Origin of the sequence: Nannocystis sp. (assembly GCF_016714285.1) — a bacterium.
Classification (GTDB): Bacteria; Myxococcota_A; Polyangia; order Nannocystales; family Nannocystaceae; genus Nannocystis.
This window is the reverse complement of the sequence record NZ_JADJNN010000003.1, coordinates 629,944-646,618: the sequence shown is the minus strand read 5'-3', so window position 1 is coordinate 646,618 and position 16,675 is coordinate 629,944. Positions and strand designations below refer to the sequence as shown.

Genomic DNA, 16,675 nt, shown 5'->3' with positions numbered 1-16,675 from the left:
CTCACAGCCGCAGCGCCACCGACGACCACCCCGCCGCCGACATCGCCGCCCCCTCGCCCAGCAAGAGCTCGTCCTCCGCCCGCCAGCGCAGCACGACCACCGCCCCGGGGCCCGCCGACGGCGCGGTCAATCCCCGCGCCAGCAGCCGCTGCCCCTCCCCGCGCAGCTGCAGCTCCCAGCGGTCGCCCAGGCACGCCACCCCGTCCAGGGTCGCGAGCGTGCGCCGCCACGTACCTGCCTCATCGGACATGTCCTCCGAGCCATCCACCACCAGCAGCCGCTCCGGCCGCAACCACTTGCCCGGCTGCCCAGGCGCCGGCGTCAGGTCGCCGAGCAGGCGCGCGCTCGTCATGTCCATCGGCCGCGCGTACAGCTGCGCCGGGGCCCCCTGCGCCAGCACCTCGCCGTGGTCCATCAACACCAGCGTGTCAGCCAGCGCCAGCGCCTCCTCGGGCTCGTGCGTCACGTGCAGGAAGCCGATGCCGCGCCGCCGCTGCGTCTCCTTGAGCAGCAGCCGCAGCCCCGAGCGCAGCGGCCGGTCGAGCGCCGCCAGCGGCTCGTCGAGCAGCACCATCGCCGGCTGCCCCGCCAGCGCCCGCGCCAGCGCGACCCGCTGGCGCTCCCCGCCCGACAGCTCGGCCGGTCGCCGCGGGTACAGCCGCGGGGGCAGCCCGACGTCGGCCAGCAGCGCCTCGACGCGCTCCCGCAGCGCCGCCCCGCTCGCGCCCGCGAGGCGCGGCGCGAAGGCCACGTTGTCCCACGCGCTCAAATGCGGGAACAGGGCGTAGCCCTGAAACAGCGTGTGCACCGGTCGCTTCTCCGCCGGCAGCGCGGTGATCGATCGCCCGCCGAGCACCACCTCGCCGCGCTCGGGTCGCTCGAGCCCGGCGACGATCCGCAGCAGCGTCGTCTTGCCGCAGCCCGACGCCCCCATCACGCAGGTGTAGCCCCTCAGGGGCAGCGTCAGCGACACCCCCCGCAGCGCCACCGCCTCGCGCGACCCCGCGGCCCCCACGGCCACGCTGCCCCGCTGCGGGAACGCCTTGTGGATGTCCCGCAGCTCGAGCGTCACGCCGTCACAGGCTCCACATCGCCTGGACCCGCTGCCGGACCTTGCGGCGCGCCTCGGCGAAGCCCGGCAAGCTGCGCAGCCCCTTGAGCAGCGGGCAGCGGTCGGTCCACTCGATGTCGATCAGCACGCGATCCGCCGCCAGCTGGAAGAGGCGCAGCGCCTCCTCCGGATACCCGCGCGACATGTAGATCTCGACGCAGTTCTGGCACATCAGCGTGTAGAAGCGCGGGCTCGGGGCGCGCGCCAGCAGCTCGGCGCACAGCTCATCGAGCCGCGGCTTGTCGAAGTCGCCGGCCACCGCCTTCGCGAAGTTGGCGACGTAGAGCCCGAAGCCGTCCGAGTCCTCGCCCGCCAGGCTGTCGCGGATGTCCTGCACCGTGTCCATGTCGCCGTACCAGGTCGCCACCCGCAGGCGAAACTGCAGCGTCGGGCTGCGAAAGCGCGAGTTGTGCTCCGCCATCTCGAGGTAGCGGTTGCACTCGTCCCGGTCGCCGCGCAGCGCGTTCAGCCGGGCCATGTCGTACAGGCACACGGTCAGGCTCGGCTCGAGGTCGTAGGCCAGCTTGGCCCGCTCGAGCCCCTCCTTGGTGTTGCCCGCCTCGCACTGCAGCTGCGCCAGGTACTGGTGCGCGTGCGCGTAGGTCGGCGCGATCTCCAGCGCCTTCACCAGCGCCTTCACCGCCTCGCGCCACTCGCCGAGCTGGACCCCGAGCATCGCCCGCGCCAGGTAGGTCTCGGCCGTGTCGGGCGCCTCCTCGAGCGCCCGCGCCACGCTCGCCCGCGCCTCCTGCTCCCAGTCCCGCGGCTTCTCGTCGTCGAGGAACGACGACGGCATGAACCACGCGCGCAGGCAGGCGATCGCGTGGCACGCGATCGCCGGCTGCAGATGCGGCGCCAGCTCGATGCATTGCTCGAGCAGCTCGATCGCCCCGTCGGGCCCGATCACCTGGAAGGCCAGCAGCTTGCGCCGGCCTCGCAGATACAACGACACCGCCTCGGCCGGCGCCTCGACAACGCTGGCGGTTGTGCTGAGCTCGACCCGCAGCGCCTCCGCGATCCGCTTGCTGATGCGATCCTGCAGCTCGAACAGGTCCTCCAGGCCGCTCTCGAAGCGCTCGCTCCACAGCTGCGTCCCGCTCGCCACCTCGACCAGCCGCGCCGCCACGCGCACCTGCTTCGCGCTCGCCTGCACCGTCGCGTCGACCACCGCGTCGACCCCGAGGTCCGCACCCACCGCCCGCGGGTCGCGGTCGCTGCGGTACTTCGCGGTCGCCCCGCTGCCCAGCACCCGCAGCCCCCGCGTCCGCGACAGCACGTCGATCAGCTCGTCCGTCAGCGCGTCACCCAGGTAGCTCTGGTCCGGCGGTCCCACGTAGCGAAACGGCAGCACCGCCAGCGCCCGCTCGGCCGTCGGCACCGGCGCCAGCGGCCGCAGCGACCGCGTCAGCGTCGTCCCCGGCCCGCCGCGGGTGCCCCCCTGCGTCAGGCCTCCCGACGTCATCGTCCCGGGCGCCCCCGAGGTCGACCCGGTCGTCACCTGCTGCTGCGTCGGCGTCAGCGTCCCGGTGCTCGGCGGAAATGGCCCGGCCCCGGCGGCCGCCGCCATCGCCCCGAGCATCGTCACCGTCGACACGCCCATCAGCGACTCGCCGCTCTGCAGCAGCCAGGCACGCAGGCGCTCGGCGACCTCGGTCGCGCTGGCCGGGCGATCCTCCGGCTTCTGCGCCATGCACTGCACGATCAGCTGCGCCAGCGGCTCCGGCAGCCCCGGCCGCACCGACCGCGGATCGGGCGGCGGCTGGGTCAGGCGCGCCAGCGCGGCCGCGATCGGCGTGTGCCCGGCGAACGGCAGCACCCCCGTCATCATCTCGAACAAGATCAGCCCGATCGCATAGATATCCACCCGCACGTCGACCGGCAGCCCCGACAGCTGCTCCGGCGCCATGTACAGCGGCGTGCCCACCACGCCCTGCGTGCGCGCCCCGGTGTTCTCGTCGCTGAGCGTGCGGGCGATGCCGAAGTCCGTCAGCACCACTCGACCGCTGCGCTCGATCAACACGTTGGCCGGCTTCAGGTCGCGGTGCACCACCCCCGCCGCGTGCGCCGCGGCCAGCCCCTCGCACACCGACAGCCCGACCCGCGCCGCCCGGGCCGGCTCCAGCGCCTGCCGCGTGCGCCGGCCCTCACCGTCGCCCGCCTCGCCGTCCCGGACCCGCAGCACCTCCTGCAGCGTGGTCCCCTCGACGAACTCCATCGTGATGTAGTGCGACCCGCCCTGCTCGCCCATGTCGTGGGTGCGGGCCACGTTCGGATGGGTGATGCGACGCGCCAGGCGGACCTCGCGGCGAAACCACTCGATCTGGTCCGTGGCCCCCGTCACCGCCGCGTCGAGCACCTTCAGCGCCACGACATCGCCGACCATGATGTCGAGCGCGCGGTACACCGTGCCCATCCCGCCGCGCCCGACCAGCCGCTCGATCTGGTAGCGGCCCGCGAACAGCCCCGACATCGACGGCGGCTCGCGGCGTGCCACCGCATCGGTCTCACCGATCAGGGTCGCGTCCAGGGGGTCGAACTCTTTGACCACGTCGGCCAAGCCTAACAGAGAGCGCCTGCGCCCGGCAGACCCCGCCCCGTCAGCCCTGGGCCCGCCGCCGCGACGCCGCGAAGGGTCGCCACGCCCACGCGGAGATCATCACCACCGCCACCGGCGCCAGCGACAGCCCCAGCGCCCAGCGCGGCACGACATCGACCTCGCCCCCGCGCGCCACGATCGTCATCCCGACCGCCAGCGTGCTGCCGCCGGGGCCCGCCGTGAACGCCGGCACGCTGCTGTCGGCCAGCGCGTGTGCGAACCCGACGAGCGCGAGGGCCAGCCCCGCGGGCGCCAGCAGCGGCCACCACACCCGCAGCAGCCGCGCGCCGGCCCCCGCCCCGAGATCGCGCGCCCCATCGATCACCTCGGGCTGCACCGCCGCCACCGCCAGCACCGCCCCCGCGTACGCCAGCGCCACCCGCATCGGCAGCAAGCCCAGCAGCGTCAGCCCAGGCCCGGGCATCAACCCCAGCAGCCGCCCCGCTGGCAGCATCAGCGCCCCGTACACCACCGGCGGCACCGCCAGCGGCAGCAACACCAGCGCCGCGACCGCGTCGCGCCCCGCCGAGCGCCGCCGCAGCAGCGCCAGCGTGAAGCCCAGCGCCGCCGCCAGCAACCCGCAGCCCAGCGTCAGCGCCAGGCTCCGCGCGAGCAGCCCGCGCAGCAAAAGCCCGCCCGAACCATCTGTCCGAAGAGACAGCTGACCGATCAACCCCGCGAGCGGCAGCGCCGACAGCCCGACCCCGAGCCAGCCGAGCGCGCGCAGCCCCGACCCCGCCCGCGGCCCCGGCCCGCTCACCTCGCCCGCCAGCCCCGCCAACCCGCGGGCGATCGCCAGGGCACACGGCACCGCCACCGCCAACATCACGACCACGATCGCCGCGGCCCGCCGCGGGTTCGCCTCGCTCAGCACCGCGTCGCGCAGCAGCAGCGCCAGCGTGTACACCTTGCCGCCACCCGCCAGCTCGAGCGTCGTCACGTCACCCAGCGCCCACAGGGCCGCCCACCCGGCCGCCAGGGCCAGCGCCGGGGCCAGCAGCGGCAGCTCAACCTCCCAGAAGCGCCGCCACGGCCCGGCCCCCAGGTCGGCCGCCGCTTCGAGCCAGACCCGGGCCCGCCCACGCAGCCGCAGCTGCAACACCAGCGCCGCCAGCGGGATCGCACCTGCACTTTGGGCCAGCAGCACCGCCGGCACCCCTGGCGCCATCCCCAACCCCAACACACCCAGCGCCCGCGCCAGCGGCGACACCAGCACCAGCACCAGCAGCACCCGCGCCGACACCGTCCGCGCCACCGGATAGGCCGCGACCGCCGCGATCACAGCGACCGCCGCCGCCAGCCCCAGCGCCCGCAACCCCGCCAGCACGAAGATCCACGGCGGCGCCGGCGGACCGACCACCGACCACGCCTCCTGCCCCAGCTGCACGAGCGGCAGCCCCAGCGTCAACAGCACCCACAGCCCCACTGCCGCCGCCACCCCGCGCGCGCGGCCGCTGGAACTAGCGAGGGCGAACGCGGCCATGCCCGCGAGGCTACAGCGCGGGCAACTTCCCGACCACCGCCCTGGCCCTCGCGCTGCCTCGCCTGCCCCTCGTATTGCCCGCGCAAGCCCTCGCCTGCCCCTCGCCTGCCCCGACCATCCCGGTTATAACCGCAGCATGAGCGGGCCGAGCCCGGGCCAGCGGGCCCCCGAGATCGACGCGATCGCCAGCAACGGCCGGCGCTTCGTGCTGTCGCAGCAGGAGGGCCTGTGCACCGTCGTGTACTTCTTCCCCAAGGCCTTCACGCCCGGCTGCACCGCCGAGACCAAGATGTTCCGCGACAACTACGTCGAGCTGCTGCTGGCCGGCGCCAACCTCATCGGCATCAGCACCGACGACGAGAAGACCCAGTGTGACTTCGCCGGCTCGACCCGCGCCCCCTTCCCGATCCTCCCGGACGCCGACCACAAGATCTGCCGCAGCTACGACGTCCTGTGGCCCGTGATGAACGTCGCCCGCCGGATCACGGTCATCGTCCGCCCGGACATGATCATCGACGCCGTGTTCCACCACGAGGTCCAGATCTCCCGCCACCGCGACGACGTCCTGCGCCACGTCAACCAGATGTTCAAGCGCAGCAGGGCCAGCGGCGACGCCCCGCTCGGCTACCGCTAGCTGGCCCGACGCCGGCCCCCTGACTACCTGTCCCCAGAGACAGATCTCCGCGACCCGACTTGCGTTACCCTCCGGCATGCCCGAAGACCCCGGCCTCCTCGAGTTCGCCCTGGCCGCCGCCCGTGCCGCCGGCGCCGTGCTGCTCGACCACTTCGAGACCGACCTGGCGATCGCCACCAAGTCCTCCGACATCGACCTCGTAACCCCGGCCGACCGCGCCGCCGAGCTGGCGATCACGTCGCGCATCACCGCCGCCCACCCCTCCCACTGGATCCTCGCCGAGGAGTCCGGCCGCGTCCGCGGCGACCGCGACAGCGCCGACCCGCGACCCCCGCCCGGCGTCCTCCAGTGGGTCATCGACCCGCTCGACGGCACCACCAACTACGCCCACCGCTTCCCCCACTTCTCCGTCTCCATCGCCCTCGTCGACCACCACGGCCCCCGCATCGCCGTCGTCCACGACCCCACCCGCGACGAGACCTTCTTCGCCCAGCGCGACCACGGCGCCTTCCTCGACAGCCCCCGCACCCGCGCCCGCCTCGGCAAACCCGAACAACTCCACGTCACCACCACCCGCGCCCTCCGCCTCGCCCTCGTCGCCACCGGCTTCGCCTACACCCGCGCGACCTCCCCCACCAACAACCTCCTCGAGTTCAACCGCGTCGTCCCCCAGGTCCGCTGCATCCGCAGAGCCGGCTCCGCCGCCCTCGACCTCGCCTACCTCGCCGCCGGCCGCCTCGACGCCTACTGGGAGTATCACCTCCAACCCTGGGACATCGCCGCCGGCGCCCTCCTCGTCCGCGAGGCCGGCGGCACCCTCACGCGCATCGACGGCGGCCCCTGGGACCTCCGCCACGGTGACCTCGTGGCCGCCGGCCCAGCCCTCCACCCCGTCCTGCAAGCCGAGCTGGCCAGCGCCCGCCTGCCCCACCCGTCGCACCTCTCCCATCCATCCCAGCCATCTCCACCGTCGCCACTGTCGCCGCCGTCGCCACTGTCTCATTCAACCTGTCCTGAAGGACATGCCCCGCGCTAGCAAGGGCCGCACGCGCCGCCTGTTGCTGTGGTGCGCCGCCACCGACCGCAGCTTCGAGCGCGCCGAGCAGGCCGGCCGCAGCGTGCTGTGCGGCAAGTGCATCCACTGCGGCGCCCGCCACGTGCTCGAGCAAGACGGCACGCCGCGCACCCGCGCCACCGTCGAGCACATCGTCCCGCGTCACCACGGCGGCCGCGACGACCTGGGTAACCTGGCGATCGCCTGCGCGCGCTGCAACTTCAGCAAGGGCCACCGCCTCGATGCCCGCCGCTGGGACGACCCGACCCTCCAGCGCGTGATCGCCACCCTGCAGGCCCGCCGCCGCGAACGCATGCGCCCGCCGCTGCCCGGCCTCGAGCTGCCGCCACCGCCCGACGACGCCGCCAGCGACGACGAGTAGCCCCCAACCCGTGGCGACGCGACCGCGACGCGACCGCGACACGGACCGCGAACGCGAACGCGACGCGGACCGCAACCGCGAACGCGACACGGAACGCGGACACGACGAAGAACGCGCGCGCGAGCAGCCGCACACCCGCATCGCCGACCCCTGGGATCCGCCGCAGCGATCTGCGACGCTCATCGTGCGCCGCCCGAGGTCCCGATGCTGACACCCGAGGGAAACGCCACCCTGCTGCCCGAACCCTTCGAGGTGCGCAAGGACGCCGTCGACAAGGCCGCCCCGGCCGCCCGCGCCGCCGCGGCCCGCATCTCGCAGGCCCACAAGCGCCGCCCCGCCGAGCCCGACCCCGCCGAGCCTGACCCCGCCGAGTCCGACCCCGCCGACGAGACCGCCGCCTGACCTCTCGACATGTCCTTGAGGACATGTCCCATCCGACCAGCAGTCCGGGTCGCCGCGACATGTCCTCAAGGACACGTCCGGCGCCGACCGCCCATCAACCCGAGCCGCCGCGACATGTCCTCAAGGACACGTCCAGCGCCCAGCTGTCAGTCCGAGCCGCCGATCTCGATGTTGTACTTCACGGTCATCGCCGGCCCGTCGTAGGTCGGGAACACGTGGTCGACCACCGCCTTGCGCGCGCACGGGATGATGCCGAACACGCTCAGCCCCGCTGGCGCCGCCACGGCGATCGACTCGACCTTGCCGGTCCCCATCAACCGGAAGGTGAAGTCGATGCGCCCGTTCGGCAGGCTCGAGCCCTGGTAGCACGCCGCCTTCGCCAGACAGTCGTTGATCGCGTACTCCACGTCGCGCATGTGCGAGTTGAGCACCGCCTCGTTGAGCTGCTCGTCGCCGCCGTTGCCGTTCAGGTCGACCCGCCGCGCCGCGTCCGGGTCAAACTGCGCGATCGACTTGTCGTCGACCGGCTTGAACTTCGGCATCGTGCTGCGGTCCTCGAAGCACTCGCCCCAGCTGGTGATCGGCGGCTTCATCGGCACCACCGGCGTCTCGTTCGTCTCCGGCGACGCGCAGATGTCCTGCGAGTAGTCGACCACGCACAGCTTCCCGTCGCAGCGCGTGCCCCGGCCGCACATCCCGTCGCACTCCCCGCTCGGGCTGCTGGTCTCGCTGTCCCGCTTGCACGCGGTTTGAGCCAGCGCTGCTCCGAGAATACCCACCGCAAATAAGGTGAATCGCATCGCGGGCTCCAGGTTATCAGCACGCCCCGGCTGGCGGGTAGACGCGGCTCGCTAGCCATTTTCGCGCGAGACACCCAGGGCGAGCGAGCAGCCCGTCGCGCCAGCATCATCGCCGCCGCGGCGACGCGTGGGGACGCGCATGCGCTGCCGCCATCGGCGGACAGCTGCCCGGAGATCGGCTCGCCCGATCGGCTCCGGTCCGGCCCGCGCCGGCTGGTCGGGGCCGCGATCGGCCGCCTCTCCGATCAGATCACGCGCGTACGCAAGCTGGTCGACAGCGCCGCGATCGCGGCCCCGAGCCGCTGCGCCTTCGGGTCGTCGGCCCGCAGCGGCACGTCCACGTGCAGCAGGCCGATCGACTCCACCGTGGCCAGGCTCTGCCCGGTGATGTTCACCTGCGAGTCCGCCATCAGCTGGTTCACCGCCGACAGCACGCCCGGCACATTTCGGTGCACGTTCAAGATCCTCGCCCCGCTGCGCAGCGGCGCCGCGTCCACGTTCGGCAGGGTCACGCAGCCCGTCGTCGAGCCGGTCCCCAGATACGCCGACAGCGAGCTCGCCACCTCGCGGCCGATGTTGGCCTGGGCCTCCTGCGTCGACCCGCCGATGTGCGGCGTCAGGATCACGGTGTCGAGCCCGCGCAGCGGGCTGTCGAACACGTCGCCCGCCTTCGCCGGCTCGCTCGGGAACACGTCGACCGCCGCCCCGGACAGCCGCCCCCGCTCGAGCGCCTCGCGCAGCGCCGCCAGGTCGACCACCATCCCCCGCGACGCGTTGATCAGCGCCGCCCCCGGCTTCATCACCGCCAGCTCCGCCACGCCGAACATCCCCCGCGTCAGCTCGGTGTCCGGCACATGCAGGGTCACGAAGTCCGCCAGCCCCAGCAGCTCGTTCAGGCTCCCGCACGGCTGCGCGTTGCCCAGCGGCAGCTTGGGCAAAATGTCGTGGTAGCGCACCTGCATCCCGAGCGACTCGGCGAGCACGCTGAGCTGCGAGCCGATGTGCCCGTAGCCGACGATCCCCAGCGTCTTGCCGCGGACCTCGTGGCTGCCCTCGGCGCTCTTGTGCCACAGCCCGCGGTGGCACGCCTGGCTGCGCGCGAACACCTGCCGCGACAGCATGATGATCTCCCCGAGCACCAGCTCGGCCACCGAGCGGGTGTTGCTAAACGGCGCGTTGAACACCGCGACCCCGCGCTCGCGCGCCGCCTGCAGGGCGATCTGGTCGGTGCCGATACAAAAGGCCCCGACCGCCAGCAGCGCCGGCGTCGCGTCGAGCACCGCCGGCGTCACCTGGGTCTTGCTGCGGATCCCCAGGAGCAGCGGCACGTCCTGCGGCAGCCCGCGCAACGCCGCCACCAGCTGCGCCTCCGACAGCGCCCCCGCGGCCGTGTGCACCGCGACGCCGTGGCGCGCGAACTCCTCGTGGGCCGTCGCGTGGATGCTCTCGAGCAGCAAGATGTTGGGGCGAGACACGGCGCGCACGATGCCCAAAGCCCCGACCCCCCGCAACCCCGCGGCACACCGCCCTCGCAGCTCGAACCTTCGCACCCAGGCCCCTCGCGCTCAGGCCCCGTGCCGCCAACCACTCGCCGCCGCGATCTCTCCCGCGCCACACGCCCTCGCGCTCAGGCCCCGTGCCGCCAACCACTCGCCGCCGCGATCTCCCGCGCCACACGCCCTCGCGCTCAGGCCCCGTGCCGCCAACCACTCGCCGCCGCGATCTCCCGCGCCACACGCGTGTGCCCGCACACCTTGTCGCCCGCGCGCGGCTTTGTTACGCCTGCCCGCCGTGATCCGCGAGAACAGCCTCCAGCGCCTCGAGCGGAACGTCGCCCCGCACCTCCGCCGCGGCTGGTCCCGCGCCGTGTTCGCCGCCCCGCAGGCCGCCGACAACGCCGACAACGCCGCCGCTGCCACCCGCGCGGAGCAGGTCCACCCCGGCCCCGGCGTCGGCGTCACGCCGAGCCCGGAGCAGCTCGCCGCCGTGTTCGCCGCGGCCCGCGACGCCGCCAACGCCGGCCTCGTCAAGCACACCTACGTCCTCGACGAGCAGCGCCGCGTGCAGGTCGACGCCCGCCACGGTCGCCCCAGCCTGCGCACCCTCGACGAGGCCGCCGCGCGCAAGGTGATGGGCGGCAAGCAGCGGCCGCTGCGGCCCGACACCAGCGGCGAGCTCCTGCGCGCGATCGGCATCATGAACGCCGACGGCAGCATCTCCGCCACGCACGCCCGCAAGTACAAGCAGGTCAACCACCTCGCCGAGCTGTGCCGGCCCACCTGGGAGCGCCTGGCCGCCGCCCGCCCACGCGACGCCGCCGCACCGATCCGCGTCCTCGACCTCGCCTGCGGCAACGCCTACCTCAGCTTCGTCCTCGCCGAGGTCCTCCGCCGCGAGGGCGTCGCCCTGCGCCTCCACGGCGTCGACATCCGCGACGACGTCGTCGCCCGCAGCCGCGAGCGCGCCGCCAGCCTCGGCATGGACAACCTCAGCTTCGCCGTCGCCAGCATCGCCGAGGCCAGCACCGCCGCCCTCGCCGCGCTCGCCGGCCCGCCCGACCTTATCGTCGCCCTCCACGCCTGCGACACCGCCAGCGACGAGGCCATCGCCCTGGCGATCCGCCTCGGCGCCCCGGCCCTGCTCTGCGTTCCCTGCTGCCAGCACGAGCTCGCCGCCCAGCTCGCCCACCAGTCCCCTGCCAGCGCCCCGGTCCCGGCCCTGCTCGAGCACGGCCTGCTGCGCGGCGCCTACGCCGACCTCCTGACCGACGCCCTCCGCGTCGAGCTCCTCGCCGCCTGCGGCTACGAGGTCGCCGTCGTCGAGTTCGTCGCCAGCGAGCACACCGCCAAGAACGTCCTGCTCCGGGCCCACCGCCGCCACCCGCACGCCCCCGTCGACCGCAGCCGCTGGCGCCTCGCCGCGATCGCCGAGCGCTGCGCCCAGCTCGGCGTCTCGCCGACCCTGCTGCGCCTGCTTCAGGCCGACTGAGCCGTCCACCGCCGCCGAGCGCGGCCGTCCCGCCCACCGCCACCGCCGCCGCTCGTCACGGTGCCGCGTGGCGAGCGAACTGCGTCGCCAAAGCCTCGCCTGCGCGCTTTCCCGGACCATGCGTCGGCAAACTTGACACGTCACCGGGACTCGACGCCCAGCCTCGCTCACGACGGCTATGCGTCCGCAGATCGAGCTTTCACGATTTTTTCAGACCCATCGTCAAGAAAATCGTCACCGGCGCCATGATCACCGGCATCGCGAACAGGGTCGCGTGGCCGTTGCCGCGGAGCTGCTTCGGGTCGAGCTCGAGCCGACCAGGAACATGAACGGGCCGGGACCCATGAGGTGTCCCGACCCCTGTTGTGGGTTCTCGCCACGCGACGCGATGCGCCGCGCCACCCTCAGTTCTGCGCGTCCGCGCAGATCTTCACGCCCTTGGAGTCCGCCGTCACCTGGCAGCGGAACTGCCCCGGCTTGGCCCAGGTCGTGTCGTACGCGTTCCAGCGGCAGTCCGCGTCGGACTCGCAGACCTTCTGACACACCTTGGTGTTGACCGTGACCCCGAGCGCCTTGGTCTCGCGATCGACCAGGGTCGTCCCCGCCGGGCAGTCCTTGAACAGGTCGTAGTCGCCGATCTTCGGCGGGCAGGCCAGGCCCGAGCACTTCTGGGCCGTCACCGCGCACTCGCCCTCGGCGAAGTAGCGCGGCGCCAGCTGGAACTTGGTGCTCACGTAACACACCGCCTTCCCGTTCGCCGGCACCTCCATGTTCTCGCAGCCGGTGAAGGTCCCCGAGGTCACGTCGGTGTCGCACTGTTGATTGCACATGCGCTTGCACGGCGCGTGGAAGCTCTTGTCGTTGATCGTGCACGAGGTCGTGCAGGCGTCGTAGCTGTCCGGGTTGCCGTCGTCGCAGGCCTCACCCGGGTCCACCTTGCCGTTGCCGCACAGCGCCAGCACCAGGCTGCAGTCATCGATGCAGGCCGGGGCGTCGTACATCAGCGGCGGCTTGGCCGACTTCGACAGCTCCGTCTCGACGTTGCTGTCGTCGCAGGCCTCGTCCCCTTCGATCGCACCGTCGCCGCACACGCCGCCGCCACCGGTCGTCGTCCCGTCCGTTGTGCCATCCGTCGTCGAAGCCCCCGTCGGGTCCGTCGTCGACGCCCCCGTCGGGTCCGTCGTCGATGCCCCCGTCGGGTCCGTCGTCGATGCCCCCGTCGGGTCTGTCGTCGCCGTCGGGTCCGTCGTCGACGGGTTCGTCATCGTCGGGTCCGTCGTCGGCGTCGTCGTCGGCTCGTCGGTCCCCGCCGACGGGTCGTTCGTCGTGCTACCGCCGGAGGTGGTGGCCGGGTCGCCAGTGGTGGTGGTGCCGCTGTCGCCGGGGCAAGCGGTCAGGACAAGGGCAGAGACAAGGAAATGGGCAGAAAGGCGCTGCATTGCGCCACTGTATGCGCGGCGCTTCGCTCGCCACTGTGATCCGCAGCACACAGCGCCGCTTGCGCAGTTTACGCTGGACACCTCGCCCGGGACGCGGGTAGCGTGGCCTTCACCATGTCAGTCAGCGTCGGCGGCGATGAGGGCGATTCGATGTGCGAGATCAACGTCACCCCGATGGTCGACGTGCTGCTCTGCCTGCTGATCATCTTCATGGTCGCCTCGCCGCCGCCGGCCAACACCCAGATGCCGCTGGACATCCCGACCCAGTCCAAGCAGCAGGGCCCAGCCGACCCCAGCGCCACCCTGCTGCTTAGCATCGACGCCAACGGCGGCGTCAAGCTCGGCACCCAGCCGCTCAGCGCCGACTACGACACCCTCGTCGGCGAGCTCAAGGCCAACGACAAGCTGCAGACCGACGGCAAGATCGCCATCGACGCGGCCACCGGCGTCAAGTACGGCCAGGTCATCCGCATGATGGCCGCCTCCCACGACGCCGGCATCTCGGCCGTCGGCATCGCCTCCGACCGCCTGTAAGCTCATCCGCCTGCAGCGCCCGCCTGCAGCCCGCCTGCAGCCCGCCTGCAGCCCGCCCGCAGCCCGCCCGCAGCCCGCAGCTCATCCGCCTGCCCCCGCATGGCGGCAGATGCTGCGGCGGGCTGGACGCTCCACGCCATTTCGTCGAGACTCCGGCGCATGAGTTTCATGTCCGAGTTCAAGGCCTTCGCCGTCCGCGGCAACGTCGTCGACCTCGCCGTCGGCGTCATCATCGGCGGCGCCTTCGGCAAGATCGTCGCGTCCTTCGTCGCCGACGTGGTCATGCCCCCGATCGGCCTCGCCATCGGCGGCGTCGACTTCTCGAAGCTGCAACTCGTCCTGCAGCAGAGCTCCGATCCGGCCAAGATCGTCGCCATCCGCTACGGCATGTTCCTCCAGGCCACCCTCGACTTCATCATCGTGGCCCTCGTCATCTTCATGATGGTCAAGCTGGTCAACCGCACCCGCCGCCAGCACGAGGTCGCCGCCCCGCCGCCAGCGCCGAACCCACAAGAAGTGCTGCTCACCGAGATCCGCGACCTCCTCCGCGACCAGCGCCGCTGAACCGGTGGCCGCGCTGCGGCCGACCTGACAATGGACCCTGGGTGACCCGTTCACGGCCAACATGACCGATAGCGGACCACATTTGGTCTGTTATTCGAGCACCGCTCAGTACCCGAGCAGCCGCCCGACCTGGAACACCCCGACCGCCATCGCGTACGCCAGCGCCGTCATGCTCACGAACATCAGCAGCGGCCAGCGCCACGACCGGGTCTCGCGGCGCACCACCGCCAGCGTCGACATGCACTGGCACGCGTACACGAAGAACACCATCAGCGCGAGCCCCGACAGCGGCGAGTAGCGCGGCCGTCCGTCCGCCGCCTTCGCCTCGCGCAGCGCCTGACGCAGCGGCTGGTTGTCCTCGTCGTCCGCCTCGATCCCGTAGACCAGCCCCAGCGTGCTGACGAACACCTCGCGCGCCGCGAAGCTGCCGACGATCGCCACGCCCATGCGAAAGTCCTGCCCCATCGGCGTCAACGCCGGCTCGATCAGCTTGCCGAACTGTCCGCCCAGCGAGTGCTCGATCGGCGACTCCAACGCCGCGACCAGCTCCACCGGATCGCCGGCACGCACGGCCTCCGGCGGCCGCGGGAAGCTGAGCAACGCCCACAGCACCACCGTCATCGCCAGGATCACCGTCCCCGCGTCGCGCACGAAGTCCGCCGTGCGGTCGTACACCTGCAGCAGCGTGTTGCGCACCCGCGGCAGGCGGTACGGCGGCAGCTCGAGCACCAGCGCTGGCGTCGGGCTGCGCAACAGCGTGCGCTTGTAGATCGCCCCCACCGCCAGCGCCGACACCGTCGACAGGACATACATCGCCAGCAGCACCAGGCTCGCCTGCGTGAACGGCCCGACCCGCGCCTCGCCGTCGAACAGCGCCGAGATCAGCAGCACATACACCGGCAGGCGGGCGCTGCAGCTCATGAACGGGATCATCATGATCGTGACCAGGCGGTCGCGAAAGCCGCTGATCGTCCGCGTCCCGAGGATCGCCGGGATCGCGCACGCGAAGCCGCTGAGCAGCGGCACGAAGGCCTTGCCGTGCAGCCCCACCCGCGCCATCAGGCGGTCGATCAGGAACGCCGCCCGCGCCATGTAGCCGGTGTCCTCGAGCAGCCCGATGAACAGGAACAGCAGGGCGATCTGCGGCACGAACACCAGCACGTTGCCGACCCCCGCGATCACCCCCTCGCTGAGCAGGTCGGTGAACAGCCCCGGGCCGAGCCCCGCCTTGACCTGTCCCGAGAGCCAGGCGATCGCCGCCTCGATCACCCCCATCAGCGGCTCGGCCCACGCGAAGATCGACTGGAACAGCAGCGCCATCACGACGAGGAAGATCAGCAGCCCCCACACGCGGTGCGTCAGCACCCGGTCGATGCGCGCCGAGTGGTCCATCGCCGGCGCCCGCTCGCCGCCGCGGTGGCCGATCTGCGCCAGCGCCCGGTCGACCTCCGCGTAGCGCCCGATCACCAGCGCCGCCGCCAGCGCGCGCAGCTCCCCCGCGTCCACGCCAGCCAGCGCCGCGCGCTCCTCCGCCGTCGCACCGGTCAGCCCCAGGGTCTCGCTCGCCTGCGCCGCCACCAGCCAGCGCGCCCGCGCCGGCGGCAGCGCGGCGAGCCCGGCTGGCAGCGGCGTACCAAACAGCCGACCCCGCACTTCGGCCATGTCCCAAGGTACCTGTCCGAAGCGACAGATCTCCTGGACAAGCGCCGCGATCCCCTCGCCCGTGCGCGCCACCGTCGGCAGCACCGGCAGCCCGAGCGCCCGGGACAGCGCCGCCGCGTCGACCGGCACCCCCGCCTCCGCCGCCACGTCCATCATGTTCAGCGCCAGCACCAGCGGCCGCCCCAGCTCGCACAGCTGCATCGCCAGGTAGAGGTTTCGCGCCAGGTTGGCCGCGTCCACGACGAGCACGATCAGATCCGGCGGCGGCCCCTCGTCACCGTGCAGACAGCGAAACGCCACCGCCTCGTCCTCCGACACCGGCGTGAGACTGTAGGTCCCCGGCAGGTCGACCACCGTCACCGACCGCGTCGGCTGCCAGCGAGCCGCCACCGCCCCCTCGCGCGTCTCGACCGTGACCCCCGCGTAGTTGCCGACCTTGTGCCGCGACCCGGTCAGCTCGTTGAACAGGCTGGTCTTGCCGACGTTCGGGTTGCCCGCCAGCGCGACGCGCAGCTCCGCAGCGACCGGCGCCGCGCTCATGCCGGCTCCGTGCGCACGCAGCTCGCCTCGGCCGCCCGCAGCGAGATGTGACAGCCCCGGATCATGCCGGCTCCGTGCGCACGCAGCTCGCCTCGGCCGCCCGCAGCGAGATGTGACAGCCCCGGACCTGGAACTCGAGCGGGTCGCCGAACGGCGCCCGCTTGACCAGCGTGACCACGGTGCCGGGCACGAAGCCCATCTCGAGCAGACGCAGCGTCAGGCCGCCACCACCCGCGTCCGCGACCGTGACCACGCGAGCGCGACCTCCCGGCCCCAGATCCGCCAGCGACGCCGACATGCGCCGCGAGCTTCGACCGCACGCCGCACCCGGTCAAGCCGCCCCACCGCGAGATCCTCCCGCACCCCGCACGCACGCGTACAAGTCGAGCCGCGGGCAAAGTCACACGATCGCCGCCGCTTCGATCCCCACGCCCCCCAACACCGCAGCACCCCACGCGTTGCCTCCGTGTTCGCTCGTCGAGGCGC

The 16,675-nt window shown here is 72.7% G+C and carries 15 protein-coding genes; 7 read left to right on the top strand and 8 right to left on the bottom strand.

What is annotated here, in order from left to right:
* Nucleotide 1: 1 nt before the first annotated feature.
* From IPJ59_RS10275 to IPJ59_RS10265, 3 genes are read right to left on the bottom strand one after another with little or no spacing between them, the layout of a single operon-like run.
* The gene (locus tag IPJ59_RS10275) at nt 2–1,072 is read right to left on the bottom strand and encodes an ABC transporter ATP-binding protein (RefSeq protein WP_293271160.1); all 1,071 of its coding nucleotides are present in this window, start codon (nt 1,070–1,072) and stop codon (nt 2–4) included.
* A 4-nt stretch (nt 1,073–1,076) separates the two neighbouring features.
* Nucleotides 1,077–3,659, bottom strand: a complete 2,583-nt coding sequence (locus IPJ59_RS10270; protein ID WP_293258922.1) for a protein kinase domain-containing protein — start codon at nt 3,657–3,659, stop codon at nt 1,077–1,079.
* A 49-nt stretch (nt 3,660–3,708) separates the two neighbouring features.
* The gene (locus IPJ59_RS10265) at nt 3,709–5,190 is read right to left on the bottom strand and encodes an ABC transporter permease subunit (RefSeq protein ID WP_293271158.1); all 1,482 of its coding nucleotides are present in this window, start codon (nt 5,188–5,190) and stop codon (nt 3,709–3,711) included.
* Between the two features lie 136 nt (nt 5,191–5,326).
* On the opposite strand from IPJ59_RS10265, the gene IPJ59_RS10260 reads away from it, so the two are divergent.
* The 4 genes from IPJ59_RS10260 to IPJ59_RS10245 all read left to right on the top strand — a co-directional run bounded on the left by IPJ59_RS10260 (nt 5,327) and on the right by IPJ59_RS10245 (nt 7,662).
* Nucleotides 5,327–5,824, top strand: a complete 498-nt coding sequence (locus IPJ59_RS10260) for a peroxiredoxin (RefSeq protein ID WP_293271156.1) — start codon at nt 5,327–5,329, stop codon at nt 5,822–5,824.
* A gap of 76 nt (nt 5,825–5,900) precedes the next feature.
* On the top strand, nt 5,901–6,860 hold the full coding sequence (locus IPJ59_RS10255) for an inositol monophosphatase family protein (protein ID WP_293271154.1): 960 nt from the start codon (nt 5,901–5,903) through the stop codon (nt 6,858–6,860).
* Complete coding sequence (locus IPJ59_RS10250; protein ID WP_293271152.1) at nt 6,847–7,260, top strand: HNH endonuclease; 414 nt, start codon at nt 6,847–6,849, stop codon at nt 7,258–7,260. The genes IPJ59_RS10255 and IPJ59_RS10250 overlap by 14 nt, the downstream gene beginning before the upstream one ends.
* A gap of 204 nt (nt 7,261–7,464) precedes the next feature.
* Nucleotides 7,465–7,662: a hypothetical protein gene (locus tag IPJ59_RS10245; protein WP_293271150.1), complete on the top strand. Its 198-nt coding sequence runs from the start codon at nt 7,465–7,467 to the stop codon at nt 7,660–7,662.
* A gap of 146 nt (nt 7,663–7,808) precedes the next feature.
* Here the strand turns inward: IPJ59_RS10245 and IPJ59_RS10240 are convergent, their stop codons facing one another.
* The gene (locus IPJ59_RS10240; RefSeq protein WP_293271148.1) at nt 7,809–8,462 is read right to left on the bottom strand and encodes a hypothetical protein; all 654 of its coding nucleotides are present in this window, start codon (nt 8,460–8,462) and stop codon (nt 7,809–7,811) included.
* Between the two features lie 245 nt (nt 8,463–8,707).
* Nucleotides 8,708–9,937 carry a phosphoglycerate dehydrogenase gene (gene serA / locus IPJ59_RS10235; RefSeq protein ID WP_293258934.1) on the bottom strand — a complete coding sequence of 410 codons (1,230 nt, stop codon included), beginning with the start codon at nt 9,935–9,937 and terminating at the stop codon, nt 8,708–8,710.
* A 316-nt stretch (nt 9,938–10,253) separates the two neighbouring features.
* Between serA and IPJ59_RS10230 the strand changes: the two genes are divergently transcribed.
* On the top strand, nt 10,254–11,450 hold the full coding sequence (locus IPJ59_RS10230) for a class I SAM-dependent methyltransferase (RefSeq protein WP_293271146.1): 1,197 nt from the start codon (nt 10,254–10,256) through the stop codon (nt 11,448–11,450).
* A 404-nt stretch (nt 11,451–11,854) separates the two neighbouring features.
* Here IPJ59_RS10230 and IPJ59_RS10225 read toward each other — a convergent pair whose 3' ends face one another.
* A complete protein-coding gene (locus IPJ59_RS10225) occupies nt 11,855–12,889 on the bottom strand; it encodes a hypothetical protein (protein ID WP_293258938.1) in 1,035 nt (344 codons plus the stop codon).
* Between the two features lie 114 nt (nt 12,890–13,003).
* On the opposite strand from IPJ59_RS10225, the gene IPJ59_RS10220 reads away from it, so the two are divergent.
* A complete protein-coding gene (locus IPJ59_RS10220) occupies nt 13,004–13,423 on the top strand; it encodes an ExbD/TolR family protein (protein WP_293258940.1) in 420 nt (139 codons plus the stop codon).
* Between the two features lie 159 nt (nt 13,424–13,582).
* Nucleotides 13,583–13,987 carry a large-conductance mechanosensitive channel protein MscL gene (mscL, locus tag IPJ59_RS10215; RefSeq protein ID WP_293258942.1) on the top strand — a complete coding sequence of 135 codons (405 nt, stop codon included), beginning with the start codon at nt 13,583–13,585 and terminating at the stop codon, nt 13,985–13,987.
* 105 nt (nt 13,988–14,092) lie between these two features.
* Here mscL and feoB read toward each other — a convergent pair whose 3' ends face one another.
* Both feoB and IPJ59_RS10205 read right to left on the bottom strand, forming a co-directional pair.
* A complete protein-coding gene (gene feoB, locus IPJ59_RS10210; RefSeq protein WP_293271144.1) occupies nt 14,093–16,189 on the bottom strand; it encodes a ferrous iron transport protein B in 2,097 nt (698 codons plus the stop codon).
* 61 nt (nt 16,190–16,250) lie between these two features.
* Nucleotides 16,251–16,487, bottom strand: coding sequence for a FeoA family protein (locus IPJ59_RS10205; RefSeq protein WP_293258946.1), 237 nt, complete (start codon nt 16,485–16,487; stop codon nt 16,251–16,253).
* Between the last annotated feature and the right edge of the window lie 188 nt (nt 16,488–16,675).

Coding starts and splice junctions, on each gene's coding strand:
- IPJ59_RS10265 (WP_293271158.1), bottom strand. CDS start 5,190: ATGGCCGCGTTCGCCCTCGCTAGTTCCAGCGGCCGCGCGCGCGGGGTG.
- IPJ59_RS10260 (WP_293271156.1), top strand. CDS start 5,327: ATGAGCGGGCCGAGCCCGGGCCAGCGGGCCCCCGAGATCGACGCGATC.
- IPJ59_RS10255 (WP_293271154.1), top strand. CDS start 5,901: ATGCCCGAAGACCCCGGCCTCCTCGAGTTCGCCCTGGCCGCCGCCCGT.
- IPJ59_RS10250 (WP_293271152.1), top strand. CDS start 6,847: ATGCCCCGCGCTAGCAAGGGCCGCACGCGCCGCCTGTTGCTGTGGTGC.
- IPJ59_RS10245 (WP_293271150.1), top strand. CDS start 7,465: ATGCTGACACCCGAGGGAAACGCCACCCTGCTGCCCGAACCCTTCGAG.
- IPJ59_RS10240 (WP_293271148.1), bottom strand. CDS start 8,462: ATGCGATTCACCTTATTTGCGGTGGGTATTCTCGGAGCAGCGCTGGCT.
- IPJ59_RS10225 (WP_293258938.1), bottom strand. CDS start 12,889: ATGCAGCGCCTTTCTGCCCATTTCCTTGTCTCTGCCCTTGTCCTGACC.
- IPJ59_RS10220 (WP_293258940.1), top strand. CDS start 13,004: ATGTCAGTCAGCGTCGGCGGCGATGAGGGCGATTCGATGTGCGAGATC.
- mscL (WP_293258942.1), top strand. CDS start 13,583: ATGAGTTTCATGTCCGAGTTCAAGGCCTTCGCCGTCCGCGGCAACGTC.
- feoB (WP_293271144.1), bottom strand. CDS start 16,189: ATGAGCGCGGCGCCGGTCGCTGCGGAGCTGCGCGTCGCGCTGGCGGGC.
- IPJ59_RS10205 (WP_293258946.1), bottom strand. CDS start 16,487: ATGTCGGCGTCGCTGGCGGATCTGGGGCCGGGAGGTCGCGCTCGCGTG.